The following is a 24,057-nucleotide window of genomic DNA, read 5'->3' as shown; positions in this document are numbered from 1 at the left end:
CTTTATTTCTTTAAGAACGATCTTTCTTCTGTTCAAGCTCCGCTAATTTAGCTAATAAGATGTGCTGCGGCATATGCATGATTTGCTCTAACGGTACATTGAGTGATGCAGCAAGCTTTTGTGCGGTATCGGCTGAGATTTGTAAAGGTCTCATGCGCAAATCCCTCCTCTTTCAATCTATACGTTCCAATATACCATATCGACTTTGTGACTTGCTGATAAAAAATTTGGGTTTTCTTTTATAAAACCACTTGATGGCCGATAAGAAATTTTTTTGAAATTGTTTCAGATGGTGACCCTCTCCTTGTTCAATGTGAAAGTGAAGCTTTCGTTCCTGCATCCCTTTCTGTAATAAAAGATCATGGAGTTGTTTGTTGAATAAAGGCATGTGCTGTTGGGCAGATGTTTTGCCTTTCCCTTCTTCACTGCCTACAGACAAATAGACAAGGTGGTTCACAGACTGAATGCTTTGTTGTTTAGCAAACGGTAGAAAATCTTGATACCAAAATGACCCAGAGATAGATGCGATGTTTTTAAAAAGGTCAGGGTACATGAATAAGGTATAAATAGCAAAGAGTCCACCTAATGAAGCACCTACGTGGCTATGTTCATGACCGGTCTGTTTAACTGGGTATTCTCTTTTGATATATGGAAGCAAGTCATTTGCTAAAAATGACACATATGTCTGTGCCTCACCTTTAAAGTCAGGGAATCCAGAATGCAGTGATGATGCTTTCCATGGTGTATATTCGTCAAGTCGATTGAAGGGGTGTATACCGACGATGATGATTGGCGAGATGGTTTTGGCTTCAATCATGCTTTCGATCTCTAGCAGGTGGGTTCTAAACAAAGAAGAGCCATCTTGTACAAAGACAGCTGGAACATCAATAGAGGTGTCCGATGGAAGGTAAATATCAAGCTGCCGCCCGTTCAATTCGTCATATAGAAACGTTCCGTTCATGTGTATTCTCTCCTTCAAGTTTTCAAGCTCCGCTGAAAAGAAGAACAAAGGACTAAAATGTTTAGCCCTTTGTCAAGATGCGCATCTTTTTAGTTGGTTTGATCTAGCCATTTGACAGCCTGATCAAGGAAGGTGGTTTTGCTTAGTGCTGTTCCTCCCTGAAGCATAGGATCAACGACATTTTCATTGATGTGTCCATTTTTCACAGCTTTTAGGCTGTTCCAAATTTTATTTCCCTCTAAGTCCTTCAATGCATTTGGATTAGATGAGTTTTCCTCTTGGGAGAATTGAACAAAGATATAATCAGGATTGAGTTCACCTAGGCGTTCCAATGAAATCATTGCTTGTGCTTTGGCTTTTTTGATATCACTTGGTGCTGTAAATCCTAAGTCCCCATATAAAGTAGAGTTGAAGTATACGTCTTCAGGGTACACGTACAGGTCGCCCTGTCTAATGCGTAAAATGACAGCTGTTTTGTTGTTGCTTTTGTCTTTCAGGGTTTCTTTCGCTTGTTTGAGATCTTTCTGATAATCAGAAATGATGCTTTTCGCTTCTTCACTTTTTCCAGTCAGTTCACCGAGTAATAAAAGGTTGCTTTCCCAGTCGGAAGAGACATGTGATACTGGGATCGTCGTTTGAACTTTATCTAGTTTTTTAATTGTTGCAGGCGGGAACTTGGTTGATCCGAGTATCACGTCTGGTTTTAGTTTTAAGATTTTTTCTAGGTTCGGTTCTGTTTTTTCCCCAATGCCTTCTGTTTTTGCTGTAATGTCTTTAAATAATTCAGGGAAAGTGCCGCCGACAGTAGAAGCACCAATAGGCTCGATACCAAGTAGTTTTGCATCTTCCATCGATTCTAGGCTTCCAGCAATGACGACTCTTTTCACTGGTGTTTTGAGTTTGTACGTTTGATCTAAATATTTGATGTTTGTTTCTGCTGCTTCAGCTGACTTGCTTTTGGTTGTGTTTGAAGCCGGTTTATTTTCTGCAGCACCACAGGCTGCTGCGGTGATCGTCATGATACAAAGGATAAGCAATGCGAACCATTTTTTCATTTGTTTTCTCCTTTAACTGATAATTGTTCTCAATTAAAGATTGTAGTAGTCATTCGTCCTTTTATCCATAGACAATGATCTGTCTAGTGATGGACTTTTTACGGAAAAAAAGATAAAAGGTCCTGAATGACTCGTTGATGACTGGCTGCTGTGTATTCACGCCAAGGGTCAGAAGCGAGTGGATAGACGGCTTGTTGCGTCACAGCCTTGAGATTTTGCCAAGCCTCCTGTTGCTTTAATTTTTGATAAAAAGCAATGGTTTTTGGTTCTTTATGCAACAAAAGGAAGATGGCATCTGGGTCTAACTGCTGTATAGAGTGAATGCTGATTTTTTTTTCGATGAGCTGGCCATCATTCTGAAAAGCTGGCAGAAGGCCAATGTCATGAAAAATTACTTCTGACATGGTGCGATTGACAGATAAGTAGAGCTGATCTTGAAAGATACGAAGAGGCAGGACGGTTCTTGGTGGATGATCAATAAGGCATGCCTTTTTCGCTTGAATGACGAGTTCTTCGTAATGAAGCAGCCATTCTTCTGCTTCCCTCGTTTCGTTTAAGAACAGAGCTGTTTGTCTGAATTGAGCGCGCCAATCCAATTGTGTGAATGGAACAAAGTGAACAGGACAGATGGTTTTCAACACTTGTTTTTCTTCCTCTGTCACATGATCATTGGCAATGATCAGCTCAGGTTGTGCTTCCTTCAATTGCTGTAAATTGGCTTCAGCGTGTTCGTTGATACGATGTGCACTCAGATGAATCGGAATTTCTTCTGCATAATGCTCAAAATCATGTGCTGTCCATTTAGGGTGAAGAGGGGCAGCATATGGGATGATATGAATGGGTGTGAGCTGACCGAGTATGGAATGGCCATAGGCAGCCATTTTCCGTTGACGGCTTTTCATATAAGCAGAAGGAGTGATACCCGTTTTTTTCTTAAAGATACGGCTAAAGTAATAGGGGTCTTGATAGCCGATGTCCTGTGCAATGTCTTTGAGCTTTGCATGACCTTTCACCATGAACTGTTTGGCTCTAGCCAGTCTTTTCTTGGTGATATAATCAGTGACACTCACATCAAAATGCTTTTTAAATAGCTCGCTGTAATGATTGGCGCTGATACCAGCCATATGAGATAGACTTGTAAGGCTGAGAGGTTCTTCGGAATGTTGATCGATATATTGTTTTGTTTTGAAAAGGGCGTGTGTTGTGTCACAAATGTCTTCTTTATGCAGTGTGAAAAGCTGCAGGATGAGCTGTTGAAAAAGGGTTTGGCTTCTAAAAAAGCTAATGGATTCAGGTTTTTGCCATTCTGCTGTCATGTCGGACAGTAAAGAATGAATGTGTTCAATCGAGCTAATATCGATAAATTGCCATACATTCAGTAAAGATCGGGCTTGTTCAGTTGATACTTCTTCTATGCTTTGACCTTGTGGCGTGTACATCTGAAAGCGAAACAGATAGAGCTCGTGTTTTTGATGTGGCTCTGTTTTCAACATAAATGTTTCCCCAGGCATCATCGTATAGAGTGTCAGATTTTTCAATCGCCATCTTTGATCATTCAATGTAAGTAAACCGCTGCCGCTTATGTTGAAGAGGAGGCAGAAAGTATCTGACAACTGCTGCTCCGTATGTGGAAGATCTGCATTATTTATTTTTTCAGTATATGTTAATCGATAAATGCATTGTTCAGCATTTACCTTTGTACATAATTGATGATTGTTTCCCATAAAACCACCTGATCTCTTATTAATTGATAAATATTCTCAATTGAATTGTATCAGAAAGAGCTGGAAAATGGTGTGTTTATTCTGTCAAAAAAGCACCCTGATGGAGATCAGGGTGCGTAGGGTATAGAGAAATACTTGCATTCGTTGTCCGTCCTGCGCCTGTGATAAGGGCAATCTTTTGAGATAGATCACTATATTTCGTGTGTTCACTAGCTTTTTTTCATGTCTGTGGTTGTTAAAGGATCATCATGATAGAGTGCAAAACGAAAAGCATAATTCATCAGCACCGGCAAAACGGACGTATGTCCTTCTTCAGGGAACTCGTGATAGGCAGTATGCAAGCCGTATGACGATAAAGGCAACATACGATTTGCTAGTGAATTGGCATGATCATTCATTTGACATGGATGATGTTTTTCTAACTCACCTACACCTACAAGCAGCCTGACATCCATAGGCACCTGACGTATATAGTTGGTGAATTGGTGTTCTTTTTCTAGAAATAATTTTTTGTTCCAGTGGATAGAAGGGCTCCCTGCAATATATGTCTGATAAGCATCAGGGTGCTCAAATAGTGTGTGTAATACAAAAAGACCGCCAAGAGAATGCCCAAACAGTGTTTGACGACTTTGGTTGATCGGAAAGCGTTGTTCGATATAGGGCTTTACCGTCATTTCTAAAAAAGAAAAGAAAGTAGAAGCGCCGCCATATGTATGGTTGGAGAAGTCCTTTCTTTTCCTCCCAATGGAAGCATCAGGGGCGGTAAGAGTGAGATCATAATGCCTAAGCGGATGATAGGATTCTTCTGTTTGATAGCCAATTCCAACAATGATTGCAGGTATGATTCCTGTTTTTTCAGGTCTTCTTGACTGTAAACGAATGGCTTCGACCATTGTGCCAAAAAGCGAATTTCCATCAAGTACGTACATGACTGGAAAACCAGCCGCTGGAGGAGTAGCATTCGGTTTAAATATAAAAAGTCTGTATGGGTGTGCTGTGATATCCAGTTGCTCCGTCCCAGGTATAAAAAAGGGGCGGCTTTCTCCGAAAAGTGAATTCTCAGTACCCATTCCTTCAGGGTGTTTCAACATATATAAAAATTCCCTTCCTCAAAATGATCCTCATATGGTGATAAAAGCAGACTTGTGAATATTGGTTGGATGAGAGTATTACTTGAAAACTTCAAATGAAAATGATTCTCAATTATCATGTGAGCAAACCAAATAATAATAGTTATTAATTATAAAGTCAAATGTTCATAAAGTTATGTAAATGTTAATTTCGCCCAATTCATTGATGCGGCCTGCTCTGCTTCTATATTTTGCGTAGGCAGCCGGTCATCGAGAAGTTCCGCCATACCAAGCACCGTCCTTTCATACAAAAATACACTACTCTTCTTTTTAACATTTTCATTCATAACAAAATGAAATGGTCAGTCGGGGTTCTGCTAGAGAGCGTGTTGAAAGAGGAGGGGCTGTTTTAAAAGTGGCGAAATAACATATAACATCAAAATTGAGGCAATAAAAAAAGTAAGGGATGTGCCCTTACTTTTTGATCATATTGGTGTACATATCTGTAAACATCATTCAATTAAAATCCATCTGTGACATCATATTCGTAACGGATATCGGCTTTGACATTGCTCATAGTAGATCTCGCGGTAGCTTTTGCGTTGTACTTAAAGCTCCATTTTTGAGCGACTCTTAATTGATCATCCAGAGATATACGATAAGAACCACTTGTTGCAGAGGAGAAAAGTGATTGATACCAAATGTTACTATCACTAGCCATTAGTTTGTGTGTGACATTCCCTTGGTTGGGTGTTTGAGTGCTAGTTGTCGTAATCGATTTGACAATTGCACTTTTAGGAATAGAAGAATTGTTCGTTAAATCCATTGTAATGACAGAAGAATCAACCCCTAAAAAATTTAAAGAAGAATTCCCCAAGTTTGTAGCCGTCCCCGTAAAATTGAATGTCCCATTTCCAGATTTGATACGATCTTGAATGGAAACAGAAAAATACATGTCTCCGGTATATGTACCACGGGTTACTTTCACAAAATAAGTTTCTGAAGTTGAAGTCACGTCACCAGTATTTGCAAAAATAAAGGGTGTTACTGAATCAGGATTAATTACTTCTGTTTTCGCATCAGAATATTTTGAGTTATAAACCTCGATTTTCATCCCAGTATATTGCTTATTATACGAACTTCTGACATAAACTCTTTCACCTTTATTGATCGTAAACTGATAATACGCTTCATTTTCACCTTCAGGTAAGATTGTCGTGTCTGAACGACTATTTTTCCAATATCCCATTGAACTTGCAGTGTTAGGACTGTTATTCCCGGTAATTGCTGCTTCCGCTGACTTAGGTGCAAAAAAACTAGTAACAAGCGCCAATAATAATGCTGGTAATAATAAACGTTTAAAGATAGTATTTGTCATATATTAACCCTCCTTGTAATAATTACTATATCGACATTAAACTAACAAATTTTAACTGAATTGCCGATATATTTAATAATCACTATTTTCTTAAAAAAGGAGAATCAAAATGAATATTAATACGTCATATACAGCCAGTTCTTCGAACAATCTGAACCAAATAGATTCTAAAGGTCAATCAGCTATTAAAAGTACAAATGAAGTGATGACCGAATCTGATAGACGGATGAAAATATTAGATGAAAAATACGAAAAAATAAATGAACAAAACAAACGATTCAAAGATCCTCATGGTCATATATTTGATAAGTATCGAAATCCATACTCTCCTTATTTCAGAAGTGACCTAACCAAACCAGAAAGAGATGCTGCTTACTCTATGGAAATTGGTTGGGCTAACCATGGGAGAGGAGGGTATTATAATTTTAATGATGCCGCCTTCCGTAATGAAAATCGGTACGACCCTACCCAAGAAAGTGTAGAAAAGAAACTATTGAATCGTCAAAAGGTGAACGAACAACTGCAAGCTTTGTTTTCTACCAATGGTTTGAATATTCCTAAAAACGCCAATTTAACTTTTACCATTGACCCAAATCATTTCAAATTAGTGGTGAGTGGATCAACTGATGAATCACTGATAAAACAAGTAGAAGACATATTAAATACAAGCAACAATACAAGAGAACTATTTTTTCATATTATGAAAAGTAGAAATGATGATTCAACTCAATTCACGCCGGATTCACTTGCAAAGTTCCACCTTGTCAATCAAATCAAAACGGTGACAGGCTTCGACTTAAAAGATTTAAGCATTGTAAACGGTCAATTTGTAACGGATACCGGAGCGAACATTTTTGATATCTACAAAGAAGAACTTCTGAAAAATCCATACACAGCAGAAAATGCCCGTATTGCTGCATCACATTATGGTGCACAGCTCTTTGACTTAGCCAAAAACGGATATGATTCTATTCCCGATTTGGTGCTATCTATTGGGTATGAAAACGGGTCTTTATATGACATTGGACAAAAGGTGAATTACGGAGTATCAAAGTGAAGATCAATACATCAAACGCAGCAACTGTTCTAAACAATCAGCACCTTACCGACTTCAATAGCCAATCAGCTATTAAAAGTACAAACGAAGTGATGACCGAATCTGATAGGCGGATGAAAATATTAGATGAAAAATACGAAAAAATAAATGAACAAAATAAACGATTCAAAGATCCTCAGAGCCATATATATGATAAGTATCGAAATCCATACTCTTCTTATTTCAGAAGTGATCTAACTAAAGTGGAGAGAGAAGCTGCTTATACGATGGAAATGAGTTGGGCAAGGAATAATAAAGGTGGACAATATGACTTCAATGATGCTATTTTCCGTAATGAAAAACGGTACGATCCTACCCAGGAAAGTGTAGAAAAGAAACTATTAAATCGCCAAAAGGTGAACGAACAACTGCAAGCTTTGTTTTCTACCAATGGTTTGAACATTCCTAAAAACGCCAATTTAACTTTTACCATTGATCCAAATCATTTCAAATTAGTGGTGAGCGGATCAACAGATGAAACCTTGGTCAAACAAATAGAGGACATATTGAATACAAGCAACAATACAAGAGAACTATTTTTTCATATTATGAAAAGTAGAAATGATGATTCGACTCAATTCACGCCGGATTCACTTGCAAAGTTCCACCTTGTCAATCAAATCAAAACGGTGACAGGCTACAATTTAAAAGATTTAAGCATTGTAAACGGTCATTTTGTAACGGATACTGGAGCGAATATTTTTGATATCTACAAAGAAGAACTTCTGAAAAACCCATACACAGCAGAAAATGCCCGTATTGCTGCATCACATTATGGTGCACAGCTCTTTGATCTAGCGAAGAACGGGTATGATTCTATTCCCGATTTGGTGTTATCTATTAGTTATCAAAATGGCTCCTTACAAGACATTGGGCAACAGGTGAATTATGGAGTTAAGAAAACGATAGATTAAAAAACGCACCTGATATTTGCAAGGTTTGATCATGTGCGTGTTCATGCCATGTTGGAGTATCGATCACATGTGTGAACAACAGCTACAAATCCCATAAGCGAGACAAAGGACTCTATAACAATTTATGTTACAGGGTCTTTTCTATTTGAAGGGTGTTGTTTCGCTGTTCAACGAAACAGCCACATGGTAATTTTGACTATAGTTGATGTTTTTCACTTTTTTATTGATGAAAATGTTAAAATGATGAGTAGCGTATTTTTTTATGAAAGGACGGTGCTTGGCATGACGGAACTTCTCGATGACCGGCTGCCGCCGCAAAATATAGAAGCCGAGCAGGCCGTATTAGGTGCTGTTTTTTTAGAACCATCTGCGCTAACGCTCGCTTCTGAAGTATTAATTCCAGAGGATTTCTATAGAATGTCGCATCAAAAGATTTACAATGCGATGCTTGTACTTGGTGATAGAGGGGAACCGGTTGACCTTGTCACGGTGACATCAGAACTTGCCAATACAGACTTACTAGAAGAGGTAGGCGGGATTTCGTATTTAACCGATATTGCGAACTCTGTCCCAACTGCCGCAAACATTGAATATTATGCAAAAATTGTAGAAGAAAAATCCATTTTAAGACGTCTGATCCGTACAGCGACAACCATTGCACAGGATGGATATACGCGTGAGGATGAAGTAGAAGATTTATTGAGTGATGCTGAAAAAACCATTATGGAAGTGGCTCAGCGTAAAAACTCAGGAGCTTTCCAAAACATTAAAGACGTTCTTGTTCAGACATATGATAATATTGAACAGCTTCATAATCGAAAAGGTGATATCACTGGGATTCCAACGGGTTTCTCAGAGCTTGACCGGATGACAGCTGGCTTCCAGCGAAATGACTTGATTATTGTAGCGGCTCGTCCGTCCGTAGGGAAAACAGCCTTCGCGTTAAATATTGCACAAAACGTCGCGACCAAGACAGATGAAAGTGTCGCCATCTTTAGTTTAGAGATGGGCGCTGAGCAGCTGGTCATGCGTATGCTTTGTGCCGAGGGAAATATCAATGCACAAAACCTAAGAACCGGTAATCTCACAGAAGAGGACTGGGGTAAGCTGACAATGGCGATGGGTTCGCTATCAAACAGTGGGATTTTCATTGATGATACACCTGGCATTAGAGTCAGTGAAATTCGCTCGAAATGCCGCCGTTTGAAGCAAGAAAACGGGCTTGGCATGATCCTGATTGACTACTTACAGCTCATCCAAGGGAGTGGACGATCAAGCGATAACCGTCAGCAAGAGGTATCTGAAATTTCTAGGGCTTTAAAGTCACTAGCAAGAGAACTTGAAGTGCCGGTCATTGCCTTATCACAGCTTTCTCGTGGGGTAGAGCAGCGTCAGGACAAACGTCCGATGATGTCTGATATTCGTGAATCAGGAAGTATTGAGCAGGATGCCGATATTGTGGCGTTCCTTTATCGTGATGATTACTATGACAAAGAATCAGAGAATAAGAACATTATTGAAATTATTATTGCGAAACAGCGTAACGGTCCAGTTGGAACGGTATCACTGGCTTTCGTGAAAGAATATAACAAATTCGTCAACTTAGAGAGAAGATTTGACGATGCGGGTGTTCCGCCCGGTGCTTAAAGCCCAGCTCAAGAAGCTGGGCTTTTTTTGATCCATCTACATCGAAAGAATGACTGAAAAACAGTCGAAATGAGGAGGAGTGGTAGAAAAAGAGAGCGTATACTAAAGGGAGAGAAAAGGAGTGATGACTGATGAAATTTCAACAATTCGAAGCCGCTCAATTACGCATCGCACGTCCGACCGTCAACATGAAAGAGGTTGTTTCTTTTTATGAAGAAGGTTTAGGGCTGAAACGAATTGGCTCATTTGATCAGCATGAAGGGTATGATGGGGTCATGCTTGGGCTTCCTCACCAGCATGTTCATCTGGAAATCACCAAACATGAAGAAGACGAAAGCTTGCCTGTTCCCCACCCAGAGCATCTGCTTGTATTCTATATTCCGAATGAAGAAGAATTTCAGCAGATGAAAAAGAGACTGATCGCATTTGGTGGACGGCATGTCACCTCTACGAACCCGTACTGGGATCGAGGAGGCGTGACGATTGAAGATCCAGATGGATATCGAGTGGTGCTCATGAATACAGAAGGAATTACACCTGATTAAGAAAGACTCCCATCTTGTGGGAGTCCCAGCGTGTAGACAAACCCTCGCATTCGGTGTCAGTCCTGCGTGCTGGTGCTCACGAATGATAAATTCGCTCCGCGCCAGTACTCGTCCTTCCTAGGGCTGCAAAGGTTTTCTATCACGCTGAAAAGAAGACAAAGGGCTAAAATCAACACCATTTTAGCCCTTTGTCAACAACCTGAGACTCCCATCTTGTGAGAGTCTCAGATTGTTAGGAACGAGGCGTGACACGGAGCTTCAGTTCTTTTAGTCCATACATACCGCTGCTTGTCATTGGGACGTAAGAGAGAAGCTCTAGTGATTCATATCGTGACTGTATGGCTTTGATGGCAGTGTATGCTTCCAGGCGAGCAAGAGGTGCGCCTAGGCAGAAATGAATGCCATGGCCAAAGCCAATATGGGGATTAGGGTGCCTGTGTATATCGTACTCATGTGCGTTTGGAAATTGACGCTCATCCCGGTTCGCAGAAGCAAGAAAGACAATCACACTGTCTCCCTTTTTCAAGACTTTTCCTCCAAGTTCGGTGTCTTCTGTGACATACCGGACGATGGTAGGCGCAGGGGCACGAAAACGGACAGCCTCCTCCACAGCTCGAGGAATGAGGTCAGGTGATTGAGCGAGCGCTTCATACGACCCCGGATTTTCTAACAAACTAAAGATCATATTGGAGATCAGGTTGGTGGTCGTTTCGTTGCCTGCTAACAGGAGAAGATTGCAGAAAGGAATTAATTCGTCTGCGGACAGCTTATCTCCATCTTCCTCCGCTTGGATTAAAAGCGAAATCAAATCCTCACTAAGGTTCTGCCGCTTCTCTTCAATGATGTCAGCAAAAAACGCCATCATGTCCGCTTCGCTTTGATCCCGTGTTTTTTGCCATTCAACGACATCTTTTTCATGTTCACTTTTAGGCATGCTGACGAGAATATCGGACCATTCTTTAAAGGATTGTTTATGTTCTGTTGGCACACCTAAAAGCTCTGCAATGACTATCACAGGAAGCGGATAGGAGATGTCTTGAACAAGATCAATCTCTTCCTTACCTTCTATTTGTCCAATGAGATCATCCATTAACTCTTGAATGCGTGGTTCCCACAATTTCATCACCCGGGGTGTAAAGGCTTTGCTCACAATGGAACGGATTCGTGTATGTTTTGGCGGGTCCATCATGACCATTGTTTTCATCAGTGAATGTTTCCGGTGGTCTTGAGGAGGTTGACTAGAAAAGGTATCTTTATCGATGGTGACGCGCTTTGCTTCTTCATAGGTGAAGACACTCCATGTTTGGCTGTGTTCATCAAAATGAACAGGGGATTCTTGACGCATTTTGGCGTACCAATCAAATGGGTGATACGGGTCCTGCTTATTTTTCCCTCTTAATAACGCTTTTTGAACGGCACTAGGTGTTGTTGTTTCCATGATCATCACTCCTTATGGGTTGTCAGATGATTCCTTTTTTTCACTGTGTTAGATTTAAAGGTAATTCATCAGTAGAAAGGATTCAACCAACAGAAAGGCGAAATCTGTTGAAGAAAATGGGAAGGGGAGAGCGGCTTGTGGCGGACTGCTACAGAGGGGATAAGCGCGCAACTGAATCAAAGCAACAATTAAGAAAAGCGTTATTTCAGTTATTAAAGGAGAAGGAATGGGGGAAGATTTCTGTACAAGATTTGACGAACAAGGCAGGAATCCATCGCACCACCTTCTATCAGCATTATGAGGATAAGTTTGACTTAGCTCAGCAGGTCATGGATGAGATGTTTGATGTCATGAAAACCGCTATTTTTGCTCCTGTACATGAAAGTGAGTGGAAGAGCGATCATGCAGCATATGTGTATATTTACCGCTTTTATCAGCATTTGCAGGAACATGAAGAGGAGTATCAGATTCTCTTGAAAAGGGGAAGAGAGCTTAATATTCATCAGACGGCCAGTGCTTTTTTTGAAGAAAGCTTTACTTTGGGGCTAGAAGAAGTCACAGGTTCACCACCTGATCCACAACACGTTCCTCTCGAGATGCAGAAGCAATTTGTCATTTCTGCTTATGTTGGAACAGCTGAGTGGTGGCTGAGAAAAGGCAGACCATATTCACCCGACTTTATGGCAAGTTCGATGATTCAATTGATTGAAAATCACTGAACAAACGGAAATGAGAAAAACAGTAATTTTGATCGAAATCTTCTTGTTTAAGCGTAGAATGAGTAATTAAAGCGCTTTTCCTCACATGTAAAACGAACAAAATTTGATTTCGAGATATTAATGTTCGGATTTCACGTTGACTTTTTCAGTGTGCATTGATAAAATAAATGTGTTTGAAAGAGATAACGTTTTGAAAGGTTAACGGAGGTGCACGATATGTCTTCAGTAGTCGTAGTAGGTACGCAGTGGGGTGACGAAGGGAAAGGGAAAATTACCGATTTCCTTTCAGAAAATGCAGAGGTGATTGCCCGTTATCAAGGGGGAAACAATGCAGGTCACACAATCAAATTTGATGGAGTGACTTACAAGCTACACCTCATTCCGTCCGGTATTTTTTACAAAGAGAAAACTTGTGTCATCGGTAATGGAATGGTGGTTGATCCTAAAGCGTTGGTCACTGAGCTTGCGTATCTTCACGAACGGAATGTGAGTACAGATAACCTCAGAATCAGCAATAGAGCCCATGTCATTCTGCCTTATCACTTAAAATTGGACGAGGTAGAAGAAGAGCGGAAAGGGGCTAACAAGATCGGTACGACGAAAAAAGGAATCGGACCAGCTTATATGGACAAAGCTGCCCGCGTCGGAATCCGTATCGCAGATTTATTAGATCGTGAAGTATTTGAAGAGAAGCTTGCCCGTAATCTAGAAGAGAAAAATCGTCTTTTAGAGAAAATGTACGACACAGAAGGCTTCAAAATTGAAGATATTTTAGATGAGTATTATGAATATGGTCAGCAAGTGAAAAAATATGTCGTGGACACATCTGTTGTATTGAACGATGCTCTAGATGAAGGCCGCCGTGTTCTTTTTGAAGGGGCACAAGGCGTTATGCTTGATATCGATCAAGGGACATATCCGTTCGTGACGTCATCTAACCCAGTGGCTGGAGGCGTGACGATTGGTTCTGGTGTAGGTCCTACGAAAATTCAACATGTGGTCGGCGTATCAAAAGCTTACACAACTCGTGTAGGTGATGGCCCATTCCCGACAGAACTCCATGATGAAATTGGCGATCAAATCCGTGAAGTTGGCCGTGAATACGGTACGACAACTGGCCGCCCGCGCCGTGTTGGTTGGTTTGACAGTGTTGTTGTCCGTCATGCGCGCCGTGTGAGCGGAATTACAGATTTATCTCTTAACTCCATTGATGTACTGACAGGGATTGAGAAATTGAAAATCTGTGTTGCTTATAAATTGAACGGAGAAATCACTGAAGAATTCCCAGCAAGTCTAAATGAATTAGCGAAATGTGAACCTGTCTACGAAGAAATGCCAGGTTGGACAGAGGATATTACAGGCGTGAAGAATTTAAGTGAACTGCCTGCAAATGCCCGTCATTACTTAGAGCGCATTTCACAATTAACAGGTATTCCACTTTCTATTTTCTCAGTCGGACCAGACCGTTCCCAAACGAACGTTGTCCGCAGCGTGTACCGTCCATCATTATAGACTGATCAGACACCAGTAAAATTACACATTTTACTGGTGTTTTTTTTGTTTAAATATTCCTTAATTTCTACGGAACTGACTTCCCGATATTACCAAAATATGATAACTGTATAAAAGGGAAGGAGCGTTCTAGTGAAAGAAAGAATACGATTATTAGATATTTTACGAGGTTTTGCGATATTAGGTACATTGGGTACAAACGTCTGGTTTTTTGCATACGCAGGGGATACCTTTGCGACAGATCAGATTGCGGATGAATATGAAAATGGCAGTTTTCTTGAAAGTCTTGTCTCTATGTTCGTTTATGGCAAAATGCTATCGCTGCTCACAATCATGTTTGGCGTAGGGCTAGAGCTGAAATACCAGCAGGCGAAAAGAAAAAATACGACTTGGCCGGGTACATATTTATGGATTCTTTTATTTTTATTGATTGAAGGCTTTGTCCATTTTGCGCTAGTGATGGAATATGATGTGCTCATGAGTTACGCCATCACGGGTTTGCTTGTGGCGTTTATTGTCCGTGGAGGAAGTCGGCGCATCAAAAAAGGCATGATTGTCTCGGGTGTCATTCATTTGTTGGTGACGGCTTTTCTCGTTGTATTTTCTTTCTCTGAATTGGAAAATGAATCCTATGACGAGAGCAGTGAACCAGCGTACGAAGAACAACTGCCGGAGACATGGATATCTCAAGTTCAAGACCGATTACAGCACTTTTTGATGTACCGAGAAGAAGCAATCTTTATTATCCCAATGAATACCTTTTTGTTTTTATTAGGTGTGCGGATGATGAGAGCCGGTGTATTTTATGCAAATGAGCGTGGGCAAACTCTGCGGAAAACATTGTTCCGAATGGGTTTGTGGATTGGACTGCCGCTGAATGCGCTCGTCTTTGTACCAAATGACATAGTGGAATTCGTGGTGCGCTATGTGTTTTCGCCATTCCTCTCTATTTTCTATATTGCTGTCGTGGCGAAGCTTCTAGCACGCACGGAGTCATGGTTCATGTGGACTTGGTTTGAATATGTAGGGAAAATGGCGCTTAGTTGCTATATCCTGCAAAATGTCATCTGCTCAATCCTTTTTTACAGCTGGGGATTGGGTCTTGGCGGTCAAATCAACGCCCCCCTTATCGTCTTGTCATGGTTGTTGATCTCTCTGCTGCAAATCGCCATTTCAGCCCTTTGCTTACACGTCTGGCGTATTGGGCCAATGGAGTATATCAGATCACGGGCACTTCGCCGTGTGACAATGAAGAAAGCATCTTAAAGGGGAATAGATACAATGTTTTTCAAAAAAACGACGAAAAGAGAACAAGCCAATGCACAAAAAGCAGCAGGATCGGCGTTTGTTTTTTATCTTCTAGCATTAGGAGGACATGCGTCTTACGCTTTTTTTCAAGGTGAGAGTACACCTGTGACTTTTGTGATTTTAATGACAGGTCTTCTTGTGTTTTTCACCGCAGATTGGCTATACAACAAAAAACATTCATAAAAAAGAAGCCCTCTGATGAGAGCTTCTTTTTTATTTTAGGCTTTTATATTGGCCTTTTAAATTTTTACGAATGTATTGAATGATTTTGCGCAGTTCGTTGGCGTGCGGTCTGCCAAATGGACTTGTTTGTCTTTGTTGATAGAGGACTTGGCCTTTTTCATTTAATAAGAAGTAGGCGGGTTCTCCGTGCACCCCGTGATCTTCATATGGGGCATCTTCCCCGTGATAGAAGACTTCATAGGCTTTCAATGATGTGAGGTCTTGGTCAGACATGATGGGGAAAGAAAGTCCCTCTTTGTCTGCAAATTCTTTCAAGTCTTCAGGGTTATCTGTTGAGATCGTCATTAAGTGAATATCCTTTTCTTGAAAATAGGATTGCTGTTTTTCCAGCTCTTTTAATTCCTCGACACATACTGGGCACCATGATCCTCTAAAGAAAACGATGAGGTGCCAGCTTTGATGCTCCTCTAAATGTTTGTAAAACTCAATGTGATCGCCCTGCACTGTTGGCAGTGAAAAATCGGGCATTTTATCTCCTAATTTAAATGAACTCATCCTATGCTTCCTCCTTTTTCAATCACCATGCTGTTTGTTTCTTGTATAACCAATATTGATCGGAATCAAACGTTTCTGTGTGCTGGATTGGGCAGTAGCCAATGATTGAATGAAGGCGTTTGCAGGATTAGGCGGTTTAACAGAAGATATCAAATCCGACACTTTTTTTAAAAAAATGTCGAAAAACGTATTGCCATATGTAATTACTCTATGATATTATAAATCTCGTTGTTGCAAAGGTCTCTGAAACTTGTTAAGATGCGATTTTCCAGCTTTTAAAGCGATTGGTTTGACGCAGTACAACTTCTTCAGAATTACTTTTCACAAACCGAGAGCCATTAGCTCAGTTGGTAGAGCATCTGACTTTTAATCAGAGGGTCGAAGGTTCGAGTCCTTCATGGCTCACCATGTTTTGGCCCGTTGGTCAAGCGGTTAAGACACCGCCCTTTCACGGCGGTAACACGGGTTCGAATCCCGTACGGGTCATTGATTTACTTTAGCGTTAAGCTAATTTTTCCTCACTTGCTTGAAGGAGCACCACGATTGCTTTTTCGGGCAAGTTACTGAGGTCCGGTAGTTCAGTTGGTTAGAATGCCTGCCTGTCACGCAGGAGGTCGCGGGTTCGAGTCCCGTCCGGACCGCCATTTATACATATTCATCTTTTGATGATGGCTCGGTAGCTCAGTTGGTAGAGCAACGGACTGAAAATCCGTGTGTCGGCGGTTCGATTCCGTCCCGAGCCACTTCCAAACGCATCTGCAATCGCAGGTGCGTTTTTATTATGAAAAGAAGGCATAAAAAGGGAGAAGCCGGACCTAGGTAGGGCCCGGCTCCATAAGAAGAAGACGTTACATGTATATAGACGTTTGGTGACTGGAAAAGTTTCAATAAAAAAGGAAAAAGTCATCAAATCTTTTGGGTGAAGTTCTTCTATCCAACGTTTACTAGCAAAGAAAGCCGTTATTATTTTTATCTTTGCCTCGTAAAACGTTATAATAGACAGTGAGCCTTTTTTTTCGTAAATGAAGAAGGCGTAATGAGACATGCAAAATGGAATGACATAGATGCTAAAAATGCAGGAGGAAATCACAATGGAAAAAAAGATTCTTGTCGTAGATGATGAAAAGCCGATTGCGGATATATTGGAATTTAACTTAAGAAAAGAGGGCTACGAGGTTCATTGTGCGTATGACGGAAATGAAGCCCTTGAAATGGTAGAAGAAATTAAGCCAGACATCATTTTGCTCGACATTATGCTGCCGAACAAAGATGGCGTTGAAGTATGCCGTGAAGTGAGAAAGAAATATGATATGCCGATTATCATGCTGACAGCAAAAGACTCTGAAATCGATAAAGTCATTGGTCTTGAGCTTGGCGCGGACGATTATGTCACAAAGCCATTCAGTACACGCGAGCTGCTTGCACGTGTAAAAGCAAATTTAAGAAGACAGACGGCTGCTCCGCAATCAGAGGAAGAATCTGAATCAAATGATATCGAGATTGGTTCACTTGTGATCTACCCAGATGCGTATGTCGTGTCTAAGCGTGACGAAACGATTGAATTAACGCATCGTGAGTTCGAATTGCTTCATTACTTAGCGAAACATATTGGACAAGTCATGACACGTGAGCACTTACTGCAAACGGTTTGGGGCTACGATTACTTTGGAGATGTCCGTACAGTAGACGTGACAGTCCGCCGTCTTCGTGAAAAAATTGAAGACAACCCTAGCCACCCGAGCTGGATCGTGACAAGACGAGGCGTCGGCTACTATTTAAGAAACCCAGAGCAGGACTAAGATTCTTATGAGTAAAGTAGGTTTTTTTCGCTCGATTCACTTTAAATTGACCTTGATTTATGTGCTGCTGATCATTGTCGCCATGCAGATCATTGGCGTGTACTTTGTGAAGCAGCTAGAGCAGTCCTTAATTAATTCATATGATAATTCCTTGAATCAGCGAATCTACTCGTTATCGTATTACCTAGAACAAGATTCATCGAAAAGCAAGGCAGAATTAAAAGAGGATGCTCAAAAGATATTAAACGATTTTAACAACAAAGATGAGTCTAATGAAATTTCTGAAGTCAGCTATATTGACGAAAGCAGAGAGGTCATTGCCTCTGTGAATAACGGCAGTCAAGAGATTGCCGGGAAGAAAATCACAGATCAAATCATTAGCCGTATTTTCGCGGTTGGCAAAGACTACGAAAAAAAATTCTATGACCCAGAATCGAATAAACGAGTCCGCATATCAGCGACAGCCGTGAAAAATGAGAACCAAGAAACTGTTGGTGTCATTTATGTGGTCTCATCCATGGAAAGTGTTTTTAACCAAATGCGAACGATTAACACCATTTTGGCGACGGGTACACTCATCGCACTTGGGACGACCGCTCTACTTGGTATATTCATATTTAGAACCATTACACACCCAATTTCGGATATGAGAAAGCAAGCGATCGAGCTCGCCAAAGGGAACTTTTCCAGAAAGGTCCGAAAGTATGGACATGATGAGATTGGTCAGCTAGCAACGACATTTAACCATCTGACGAGAGAGCTGGAGGAAGCGCAGCTGATGACAGAGGGTGAGAGGAAAAAGCTTTCTTCTGTTATCGCCTATATGACCGATGGCGTCATTGCCACGAATCAAAACGGGGCCATTATTCTATTAAACAGCCCGGCACTAGAGCTGTTGAATGTTTCACGTGAAACAGCTCTAGAGATGCCGATTACATCCTTGCTTGGCTTAGAAGAAACTCATACATTTGAAGATTTAGTCGAAAATCAAGACTCCATGCTGCTAGAAATTGAACGTGAAGATCAACTGTCTGTTTTGCGTGTCAATTTCTCAGTGATTCAGAAAGAGCATGGGAAGATTGATGGCTTGATTGCGGTCATTTATGACGTAACCGAGCAGGAAAAAATTGATGCGGAACGACGTGAATTCGTGGCGAACGTATCGCATGAGCTGCGCACACCGCTTACGACGATGCGAAGCTATCTTGAGGCACTCGCTGAAGGTGCGATTGGTGATAAAGAGCTTGCGCCAAGGTTCCTGAGTGTCACGCAAAATGAAACAGAGCGCATGATTAGACTTGTGAATGACCTGCTCCAGCTGTCTAAGTTCGACAGCAAGGATTATCAATTCAATCGTGAGTGGACGAATTTTATCAGGTTTATCTCGCTCGTCATTGATCGTTTTGAAATGACGAAGGAGCAGCATGTCGATTTCATCCGGAACCTGCCGCAGCGTGAAATATATGTGGAAATTGATCAAGATAAAATCACTCAGGTGCTCGATAATATCATTTCCAATGCTATGAAATACTCGCCAGAGGGTGGACATATTACTTTCACTGTCGATTTGGATGAGGAGCAAGGTCTTGTGTTATTCAGTGTCAAAGATGAAGGAATTGGTATTCCGAAGAAGGATATGGATAAAATCTTTGAACGTTTTTATCGAGTGGATAAGGCAAGAACAAGAAAGCTTGGCGGAACCGGCCTAGGTCTTGCGATTGCAAAAGAAATGGTTCAGGCTCATGGCGGAGATATTTGGGCTGACAGCATTGAAGGAAAAGGAACAACGGTAACCTTTACCCTTCCGTACAATGAAGAACAAGAGGATGATTGGGATGAAGCGTGAGACCTTTAAAACCATTATATTGACAATCCTAATTGCGATCAGTCTTGTGTTTACGTGGAATATTTGGATGTTCCAGCCCGTCATGCAGGATCAGGCGGATGCCGGCACACAGGTCGTGGAAACGAAGAAGATTTCAAGCGACGAGCCTCGGAGTCTCATTGATGTCGTGAAACCGCGTGAGATGTTCATCCATTCCAATGGAGAGCATTTCAAAGTGGATCAAAAGGAACTCTTCCAAAACTTTTGGAATGATGTGAGCCTGTGGGATGTCAAAGAGATTGCCGATGTGTCGGACCAATATTCCGAGCAGAAATTTAAGAATTTCTTCTATGGACGCGAGGGGCAAGGCAAAACATTGGATCTTGTGTTCAATGATCCGATTCCGATTGATATTTTCCAAGCGCTGTTTAAATGGCCGAATAAATCCATTGAATACAACTCATTTGACCGGATGATTGTGCCGTTCGCTCAGCCGGATAAGGCCAATAAGAAAGTCTATTTGGTTTCATACAGCAAGGAATCGGTGCTTGAGCTGACGATTGAATCTGCCAACTATCGTAATCTGATGGATAGTATTGCAGCCGCTCAAAACGAGATGCCGCGCTATGACCTATATACTTTCTCTACAAATTCAAAACGAGATTTCCTTCTGCCGCAGAAGCAAAAGCAGCTTGAAGCGAAAATGTTCTTTATCGAAACGATTAAGACAAGCAAATTCAAGGACGCTTTGTTTACAGACCCAAGTCTAGTTGGGGAGGAATCTAATTTAAACCGGACGGTGTATACGGATGGAACGAGTCGTCTTGAAGCAAATCAAAAAGACCACCGCATCCAATATCAGCATCGTAATATCAATTCTAGTACCGTATTCCAAACGGGAGATTTGATCAAGCGAAGCGTGAAATATTTCAATGATACCGGAAGTTTTACCGATAATTATCAATACTTCGGCATTAACAGCAACCAGCAGCTGTCCTTTAATATGTTTATGGATGGACTGCCGATCGTCAACAGCACAAAACATCCATTTGGTATGACATCACTTGAAGTACAATGGGCGAATGATGACATCTTGAGTTATAAGCGTCCAAACTACATTCTCGGCAACAAAGCGAGTCAGAGTGAACAGGTCAAACTGATGAATGGGACAGAGCTGAAAAACTTGATCATCAAGCAGACGAAGTATGATGATTTAGAGAAAATTGAACAGATTTTCCCTGCCTATCAAGCGACATCCACGGCATCAGATCAGGATCAAGCGATGTTTGTCTGGCTAGAGCCGGTATGGTGTATGAAATATAACGGAAAAACCGTCATTTTAACGAATGATTTGCTGACAGAGGGGAGCGAGAATCATGGAGTGGAATAAGACCAAAACGATCTTTATCCTAGCCTTTCTCGTTCTCGATATCTTTCTAGGTTTTCAATACTTTGAAAAGCGATCGACCGATCATTTTGCGATTATCGAAAAAACAGATACGCTGGAAGAAATGAAGGCAGACGGAATCAAATATGGCAATCTATCAGATGAAGCGAAGATTGGATACCGCATTACAGCTGAGAAAAAGCAATATACGAAAAAGGATGTCGACGGATTAGCTGATCAAAAGACGAAAAGCACATTCCCGAAAACCGAGAAAGATGATCCTGTCACCTTGCTTGAAATGACCTTCAATAAACCAGTTGCATTGCCGAAAAAAGATATGAAAACAGCAGCGACCAATCTTGTGAGCCAGCGTTTACTGGATGGTAAGAATTATAAGCTCTGGAGCATCGATGAAGAAACAGGTGAAATCGTCTTTTTCCAAACGTATAAAGGAAAATACATCTTCCAAGAAGGTCTTGATGACACCGAAACTATTGGGAAGATCACATTGGATGTGAACGATCAAAACGAGGTCGTCTCGTATCGGCAGTCGATGGTGACATCGATTAATGAAGTGAGAAAAGAAACCCTTGTCCCAGCGCTTGAAACGGTGAAGGACTTATATACACAAAATATGCTGAGCCAAAACACGACAGTGAAAAAAGTAGAGCTTGGCTACTACACGCAATACCCAGGTGCAAGCACTCAAGTCATGGTTCCTGTATGGCGAGTAGAGATTGAAGGCGTGGCAACTGGTTCAAAGAAAAAGACAGAAGAAGAATATTTGATCAATGCCATTGATGGCTCAACACTTGATCATATAGAGAAAGAAGACAAATCTTCATTGGAGTGAGAGAACATGAGCTTGCAGTTCAGTGTACTAGCGAGCGGAAGTACGGGGAACGCTTTTTATTTAGAAACAGACGAGCATGCTTTTTTAGTAGATGCGGGCTTAAGCGGCAAACAGATGGTAGAGCTGCTTGGTCAAATCGACCGAAAGCCAGAAGACTTGGACGGAATTTTTGTCACACACGAGCACTCAGATCATATTAAAGGACTTGGTGTGATGGCAAGAAAGTACAAGCTTCCTGTTTATGCAAATGCGAAAACATGGAAGGCGATGGAGTCACATATTGGGAAAGTGGATACGGAGCAGAAATTCCACTTTGATATGGAGACGGTTCAATCATTCGGCGGTCTCGATGTTGAATCATTTGGCGTATCACATGATGCGGCAGAGCCCATGTTTTATGTATTCCATTATGGCGGGCGTAAACTTGCCCTCATGACGGATACAGGCTATGTGAGTGATCGAATGAAAGGAATTATTAAATCAGCCAATACGTTCGTATTTGAGAGCAACCATGATGTCGGCATGCTGCAAATGGGGCGCTACCCATGGAGCATTAAACGCAGAATTTTGAGCGATGTCGGACACGTATCCAATGAAGATGCAGCTCTTGCTATGACAGACGTGATTGGAGACGCCACCTCACGCATTTATTTGGCCCACTTGAGTCAAGACAACAACATGAAGGACTTAGCCCGTATGGCGGTCCAGCAGACGCTTGAAATGAAGGGCTTTGTTGTAGGGGATGGCTTTGATTTATATGATACGGACCCGAAAAAAGCAACCCCACTTTGCGCCGTATGATTTTTACAATCGTATGATTAAGATAAGAGCTTCTTACCAACACTATATACATCATCTATTCACTGAAAGGAAGGAAACATAGTGGATTATCGCGATGTAGAGTGGAAGCCGAGACGAAGCAGAAAAGGATATTTCCTATCTGGTCTGATCGGTGTATTGGTAGGAGCTTTTTTAATGGGATTCTTTTTCCCCTATGTGTCTGGACAGAGCGGCAGCCCCTTTGGATGGCAGTCAGCTGGAGATCAGCAGGCATCAGAGGGCCCTTTAAAGACCGTCAATGTGAACGTGAATGATGCGGTCACAAAAGTGGTATCGAGTATGTCGGATACAGTTGTCGGCGTCATTAACATTCAAAAGTCGAGCTTTTGGGAAGAAGGCGGTGAAGCAGGCAGCGGGTCAGGTGTGATTTATAAAAAAAAGGGAGACACCTTTTATATCGTGACCAACCATCATGTCATCAAAGGCGCAAACCAGCTTGAAGTGAGCCTTCAGGACGGGACAAGGATCGGGGCAAATCTTGTCGGCAGTGATCAGCTGATGGATTTAGCGGTACTCACGGTCAAAAGTGATAAGATCAAGAAAACCGCCGCCTTCGGCAATTCAGACCATGTCAAACCAGGTGAGCCGGTCATCGCCATCGGAAATCCATTAGGCCTTGAATTTGCTGGCTCCGTCACACAAGGTGTGATTTCTGGAACAGAGCGTGCGATCCCTGTTGATTCTAATGGTGATGGACAGACGGATTGGAATGCGGAAGTTTTGCAAACGGATGCCGCCATTAATCCTGGGAACAGCGGCGGAGCCTTGATTAATATGGACGGCAAAGTGATCGGCATCAATTCAATGAAGATTGCTGAGTCAGAGGTGGAAGGGATTGGGCTGTCTATTCCTGCGAATCTGGTGATCCCTGTCATAGAGGATTTAGAGCGCTATGGAGAGGTGAAGCGTCCGTACCTTGGTGTTGGGATGAAATCACTAGCAGATATTGCGAGCTATCATTGGCAGGAAACGTTAAAACTACCATCAAAGGTCACAACCGGAGTCGTCGTGATGAGTGTCGAGCCTTTATCTCCAGCAGGAAAAGCAGGGTTAAAAGAGCTGGATGTCGTGACGTCGTTTGACGGCAAGGAAGTACAAAATATCGTTGATCTGCGTAAATATCTTTATCAAAAGAAAGTCGGCGACAAGGTAAAGGTGCAATTTTACCGAAGCGGAAAGAAAAAATCAGTTGAGATCAAACTCTCCCAAACCGATCGGTTCGGAGGCTAGCCAGTTCCTATAGGGGAC

The 24,057-nt window shown here is 41.6% G+C and carries 22 protein-coding genes and 4 tRNA genes; 18 read left to right on the top strand and 8 right to left on the bottom strand.

What is annotated here, in order from left to right; genetic code table 11:
• Positions 1 to 10: 10 nt before the first annotated feature.
• From LCD32_RS18455 to LCD32_RS18430, 6 genes are all read right to left on the bottom strand, one after another.
• A complete protein-coding gene (locus LCD32_RS18455; protein WP_008347524.1) occupies positions 11 to 154 on the bottom strand; it encodes a YycC family protein in 144 nt (47 codons plus the stop codon).
• 18 nt (positions 155 to 172) lie between these two features.
• Positions 173 to 961, bottom strand: coding sequence for an alpha/beta hydrolase (locus LCD32_RS18450; RefSeq protein ID WP_019743426.1), 789 nt, complete (start codon positions 959 to 961; stop codon positions 173 to 175).
• An 89-nt stretch (positions 962 to 1,050) separates the two neighbouring features.
• Entirely contained in the window at positions 1,051 to 2,016 is a 966-nt protein-coding gene (locus LCD32_RS18445; RefSeq protein WP_017359887.1) for an iron-hydroxamate ABC transporter substrate-binding protein, read from the bottom strand.
• Between the two features lie 98 nt (positions 2,017 to 2,114).
• On the bottom strand, positions 2,115 to 3,740 hold the full coding sequence (locus LCD32_RS18440; RefSeq protein WP_060781606.1) for an AraC family transcriptional regulator: 1,626 nt from the start codon (positions 3,738 to 3,740) through the stop codon (positions 2,115 to 2,117).
• A 209-nt stretch (positions 3,741 to 3,949) separates the two neighbouring features.
• Entirely contained in the window at positions 3,950 to 4,831 is an 882-nt protein-coding gene (locus LCD32_RS18435) for an alpha/beta hydrolase (RefSeq protein ID WP_035390120.1), read from the bottom strand.
• Positions 4,832 to 5,330: 499 nt separating this feature from the next.
• Positions 5,331 to 6,188 (bottom strand): hypothetical protein, encoded by an 858-nt coding sequence (locus LCD32_RS18430; protein WP_008347513.1) that lies wholly within the window; start codon positions 6,186 to 6,188, stop codon positions 5,331 to 5,333.
• 109 nt (positions 6,189 to 6,297) lie between these two features.
• On the opposite strand from LCD32_RS18430, the gene LCD32_RS18425 reads away from it, so the two are divergent.
• The 4 genes from LCD32_RS18425 to LCD32_RS18410 all read left to right on the top strand — a co-directional run bounded on the left by LCD32_RS18425 (position 6,298) and on the right by LCD32_RS18410 (position 10,390).
• On the top strand, positions 6,298 to 7,245 hold the full coding sequence (locus tag LCD32_RS18425; RefSeq protein ID WP_113746777.1) for a DUF4885 family protein: 948 nt from the start codon (positions 6,298 to 6,300) through the stop codon (positions 7,243 to 7,245).
• Positions 7,242 to 8,198: a DUF4885 family protein gene (locus tag LCD32_RS18420; RefSeq protein ID WP_076821490.1), complete on the top strand. Its 957-nt coding sequence runs from the start codon at positions 7,242 to 7,244 to the stop codon at positions 8,196 to 8,198. The genes LCD32_RS18425 and LCD32_RS18420 overlap by 4 nt, the downstream gene beginning before the upstream one ends.
• Positions 8,199 to 8,480: 282 nt before the next feature.
• The gene (gene dnaB, locus LCD32_RS18415; RefSeq protein WP_003214779.1) at positions 8,481 to 9,845 is read left to right on the top strand and encodes a replicative DNA helicase; all 1,365 of its coding nucleotides are present in this window, start codon (positions 8,481 to 8,483) and stop codon (positions 9,843 to 9,845) included.
• Between the two features lie 131 nt (positions 9,846 to 9,976).
• On the top strand, positions 9,977 to 10,390 hold the full coding sequence (locus LCD32_RS18410) for a VOC family protein (RefSeq protein ID WP_224564500.1): 414 nt from the start codon (positions 9,977 to 9,979) through the stop codon (positions 10,388 to 10,390).
• A gap of 232 nt (positions 10,391 to 10,622) precedes the next feature.
• Here LCD32_RS18410 and LCD32_RS18405 read toward each other — a convergent pair whose 3' ends face one another.
• Positions 10,623 to 11,828 (bottom strand): cytochrome P450, encoded by a 1,206-nt coding sequence (locus LCD32_RS18405; RefSeq protein ID WP_113746778.1) that lies wholly within the window; start codon positions 11,826 to 11,828, stop codon positions 10,623 to 10,625.
• A gap of 116 nt (positions 11,829 to 11,944) precedes the next feature.
• Between LCD32_RS18405 and LCD32_RS18400 the strand changes: the two genes are divergently transcribed.
• From LCD32_RS18400 to LCD32_RS18385, 4 genes are all read left to right on the top strand, one after another.
• Positions 11,945 to 12,547 carry a TetR/AcrR family transcriptional regulator gene (locus LCD32_RS18400; RefSeq protein WP_283775680.1) on the top strand — a complete coding sequence of 201 codons (603 nt, stop codon included), beginning with the start codon at positions 11,945 to 11,947 and terminating at the stop codon, positions 12,545 to 12,547.
• Between the two features lie 216 nt (positions 12,548 to 12,763).
• Positions 12,764 to 14,059, top strand: coding sequence for an adenylosuccinate synthase (locus LCD32_RS18395; protein WP_007497400.1), 1,296 nt, complete (start codon positions 12,764 to 12,766; stop codon positions 14,057 to 14,059).
• A 132-nt stretch (positions 14,060 to 14,191) separates the two neighbouring features.
• Positions 14,192 to 15,325 (top strand): DUF418 domain-containing protein, encoded by a 1,134-nt coding sequence (locus LCD32_RS18390; RefSeq protein WP_224564497.1) that lies wholly within the window; start codon positions 14,192 to 14,194, stop codon positions 15,323 to 15,325.
• Positions 15,326 to 15,340: 15 nt separating this feature from the next.
• Positions 15,341 to 15,550, top strand: coding sequence for a hypothetical protein (locus LCD32_RS18385; RefSeq protein ID WP_024718463.1), 210 nt, complete (start codon positions 15,341 to 15,343; stop codon positions 15,548 to 15,550).
• Positions 15,551 to 15,580: 30 nt separating this feature from the next.
• Here the strand turns inward: LCD32_RS18385 and LCD32_RS18380 are convergent, their stop codons facing one another.
• Positions 15,581 to 16,105, bottom strand: coding sequence for a peroxiredoxin family protein (locus tag LCD32_RS18380; protein WP_039170410.1), 525 nt, complete (start codon positions 16,103 to 16,105; stop codon positions 15,581 to 15,583).
• A 332-nt stretch (positions 16,106 to 16,437) separates the two neighbouring features.
• Here LCD32_RS18380 and LCD32_RS18375 point away from each other — a divergent pair.
• From LCD32_RS18375 to LCD32_RS18330, 10 genes are all read left to right on the top strand, one after another.
• Positions 16,438 to 16,513, top strand: a tRNA-Lys gene (locus tag LCD32_RS18375).
• Between the two features lie 6 nt (positions 16,514 to 16,519).
• Positions 16,520 to 16,591: transfer RNA gene (locus LCD32_RS18370), tRNA-Glu, on the top strand.
• Between the two features lie 81 nt (positions 16,592 to 16,672).
• A tRNA-Asp gene (locus LCD32_RS18365) sits at positions 16,673 to 16,749 on the top strand.
• 26 nt (positions 16,750 to 16,775) lie between these two features.
• Positions 16,776 to 16,848, top strand: a tRNA-Phe gene (locus tag LCD32_RS18360).
• A 348-nt stretch (positions 16,849 to 17,196) separates the two neighbouring features.
• Entirely contained in the window at positions 17,197 to 17,904 is a 708-nt protein-coding gene (yycF, locus tag LCD32_RS18355) for a response regulator YycF (RefSeq protein ID WP_017359978.1), read from the top strand.
• Between the two features lie 7 nt (positions 17,905 to 17,911).
• Positions 17,912 to 19,750: a cell wall metabolism sensor histidine kinase WalK gene (walK, locus tag LCD32_RS18350; RefSeq protein ID WP_007497390.1), complete on the top strand. Its 1,839-nt coding sequence runs from the start codon at positions 17,912 to 17,914 to the stop codon at positions 19,748 to 19,750.
• A complete protein-coding gene (gene yycH, locus LCD32_RS18345; RefSeq protein ID WP_008347488.1) occupies positions 19,740 to 21,119 on the top strand; it encodes a two-component system activity regulator YycH in 1,380 nt (459 codons plus the stop codon). The genes walK and yycH overlap by 11 nt, the downstream gene beginning before the upstream one ends.
• The gene (locus tag LCD32_RS18340; RefSeq protein WP_024718467.1) at positions 21,106 to 21,969 is read left to right on the top strand and encodes a two-component system regulatory protein YycI; all 864 of its coding nucleotides are present in this window, start codon (positions 21,106 to 21,108) and stop codon (positions 21,967 to 21,969) included. Before yycH ends, LCD32_RS18340 begins: the two co-directional genes overlap by 14 nt.
• A 6-nt stretch (positions 21,970 to 21,975) precedes the next feature.
• Complete coding sequence (locus LCD32_RS18335) at positions 21,976 to 22,770, top strand: MBL fold metallo-hydrolase (protein ID WP_007497388.1); 795 nt, start codon at positions 21,976 to 21,978, stop codon at positions 22,768 to 22,770.
• A gap of 78 nt (positions 22,771 to 22,848) precedes the next feature.
• Entirely contained in the window at positions 22,849 to 24,039 is a 1,191-nt protein-coding gene (locus LCD32_RS18330; RefSeq protein WP_411801885.1) for a S1C family serine protease, read from the top strand.
• The last annotated feature ends 18 nt before the right edge of the window (positions 24,040 to 24,057 follow it).

Source organism: Bacillus sp. RSS_NA_20, from assembly GCF_020165915.1.
Taxonomy (GTDB): Bacteria; Bacillota; Bacilli; order Bacillales; family Bacillaceae; genus Bacillus; species Bacillus altitudinis.
The sequence above is the reverse complement of the archived record's forward strand: the minus strand, read 5'-3'. Positions and strand labels throughout refer to the sequence as shown.

Bases quoted from the DNA above. Each gene is read 5' to 3' on its own strand.
- LCD32_RS18455 (WP_008347524.1), bottom strand. From the start codon at position 154: ATGAGACCTTTACAAATCTCAGCCGATACCGCACAAAAGCTTGCTGCA.
- LCD32_RS18450 (WP_019743426.1), bottom strand. From the start codon at position 961: ATGAACGGAACGTTTCTATATGACGAATTGAACGGGCGGCAGCTTGAT.
- LCD32_RS18445 (WP_017359887.1), bottom strand. From the start codon at position 2,016: ATGAAAAAATGGTTCGCATTGCTTATCCTTTGTATCATGACGATCACC.
- LCD32_RS18440 (WP_060781606.1), bottom strand. From the start codon at position 3,740: ATGGGAAACAATCATCAATTATGTACAAAGGTAAATGCTGAACAATGC.
- LCD32_RS18435 (WP_035390120.1), bottom strand. From the start codon at position 4,831: ATGTTGAAACACCCTGAAGGAATGGGTACTGAGAATTCACTTTTCGGA.
- LCD32_RS18430 (WP_008347513.1), bottom strand. From the start codon at position 6,188: ATGACAAATACTATCTTTAAACGTTTATTATTACCAGCATTATTATTG.
- LCD32_RS18425 (WP_113746777.1), top strand. From the start codon at position 6,298: ATGAATATTAATACGTCATATACAGCCAGTTCTTCGAACAATCTGAAC.
- dnaB (WP_003214779.1), top strand. From the start codon at position 8,481: ATGACGGAACTTCTCGATGACCGGCTGCCGCCGCAAAATATAGAAGCC.
- LCD32_RS18410 (WP_224564500.1), top strand. From the start codon at position 9,977: ATGAAATTTCAACAATTCGAAGCCGCTCAATTACGCATCGCACGTCCG.
- LCD32_RS18405 (WP_113746778.1), bottom strand. From the start codon at position 11,828: ATGGAAACAACAACACCTAGTGCCGTTCAAAAAGCGTTATTAAGAGGG.
- LCD32_RS18400 (WP_283775680.1), top strand. From the start codon at position 11,945: ATGGGAAGGGGAGAGCGGCTTGTGGCGGACTGCTACAGAGGGGATAAG.
- LCD32_RS18395 (WP_007497400.1), top strand. From the start codon at position 12,764: ATGTCTTCAGTAGTCGTAGTAGGTACGCAGTGGGGTGACGAAGGGAAA.
- LCD32_RS18385 (WP_024718463.1), top strand. From the start codon at position 15,341: ATGTTTTTCAAAAAAACGACGAAAAGAGAACAAGCCAATGCACAAAAA.
- LCD32_RS18380 (WP_039170410.1), bottom strand. From the start codon at position 16,105: ATGAGTTCATTTAAATTAGGAGATAAAATGCCCGATTTTTCACTGCCA.
- yycF (WP_017359978.1), top strand. From the start codon at position 17,197: ATGGAAAAAAAGATTCTTGTCGTAGATGATGAAAAGCCGATTGCGGAT.
- walK (WP_007497390.1), top strand. From the start codon at position 17,912: ATGAGTAAAGTAGGTTTTTTTCGCTCGATTCACTTTAAATTGACCTTG.
- yycH (WP_008347488.1), top strand. From the start codon at position 19,740: ATGAAGCGTGAGACCTTTAAAACCATTATATTGACAATCCTAATTGCG.
- LCD32_RS18340 (WP_024718467.1), top strand. From the start codon at position 21,106: ATGGAGTGGAATAAGACCAAAACGATCTTTATCCTAGCCTTTCTCGTT.
- LCD32_RS18335 (WP_007497388.1), top strand. From the start codon at position 21,976: ATGAGCTTGCAGTTCAGTGTACTAGCGAGCGGAAGTACGGGGAACGCT.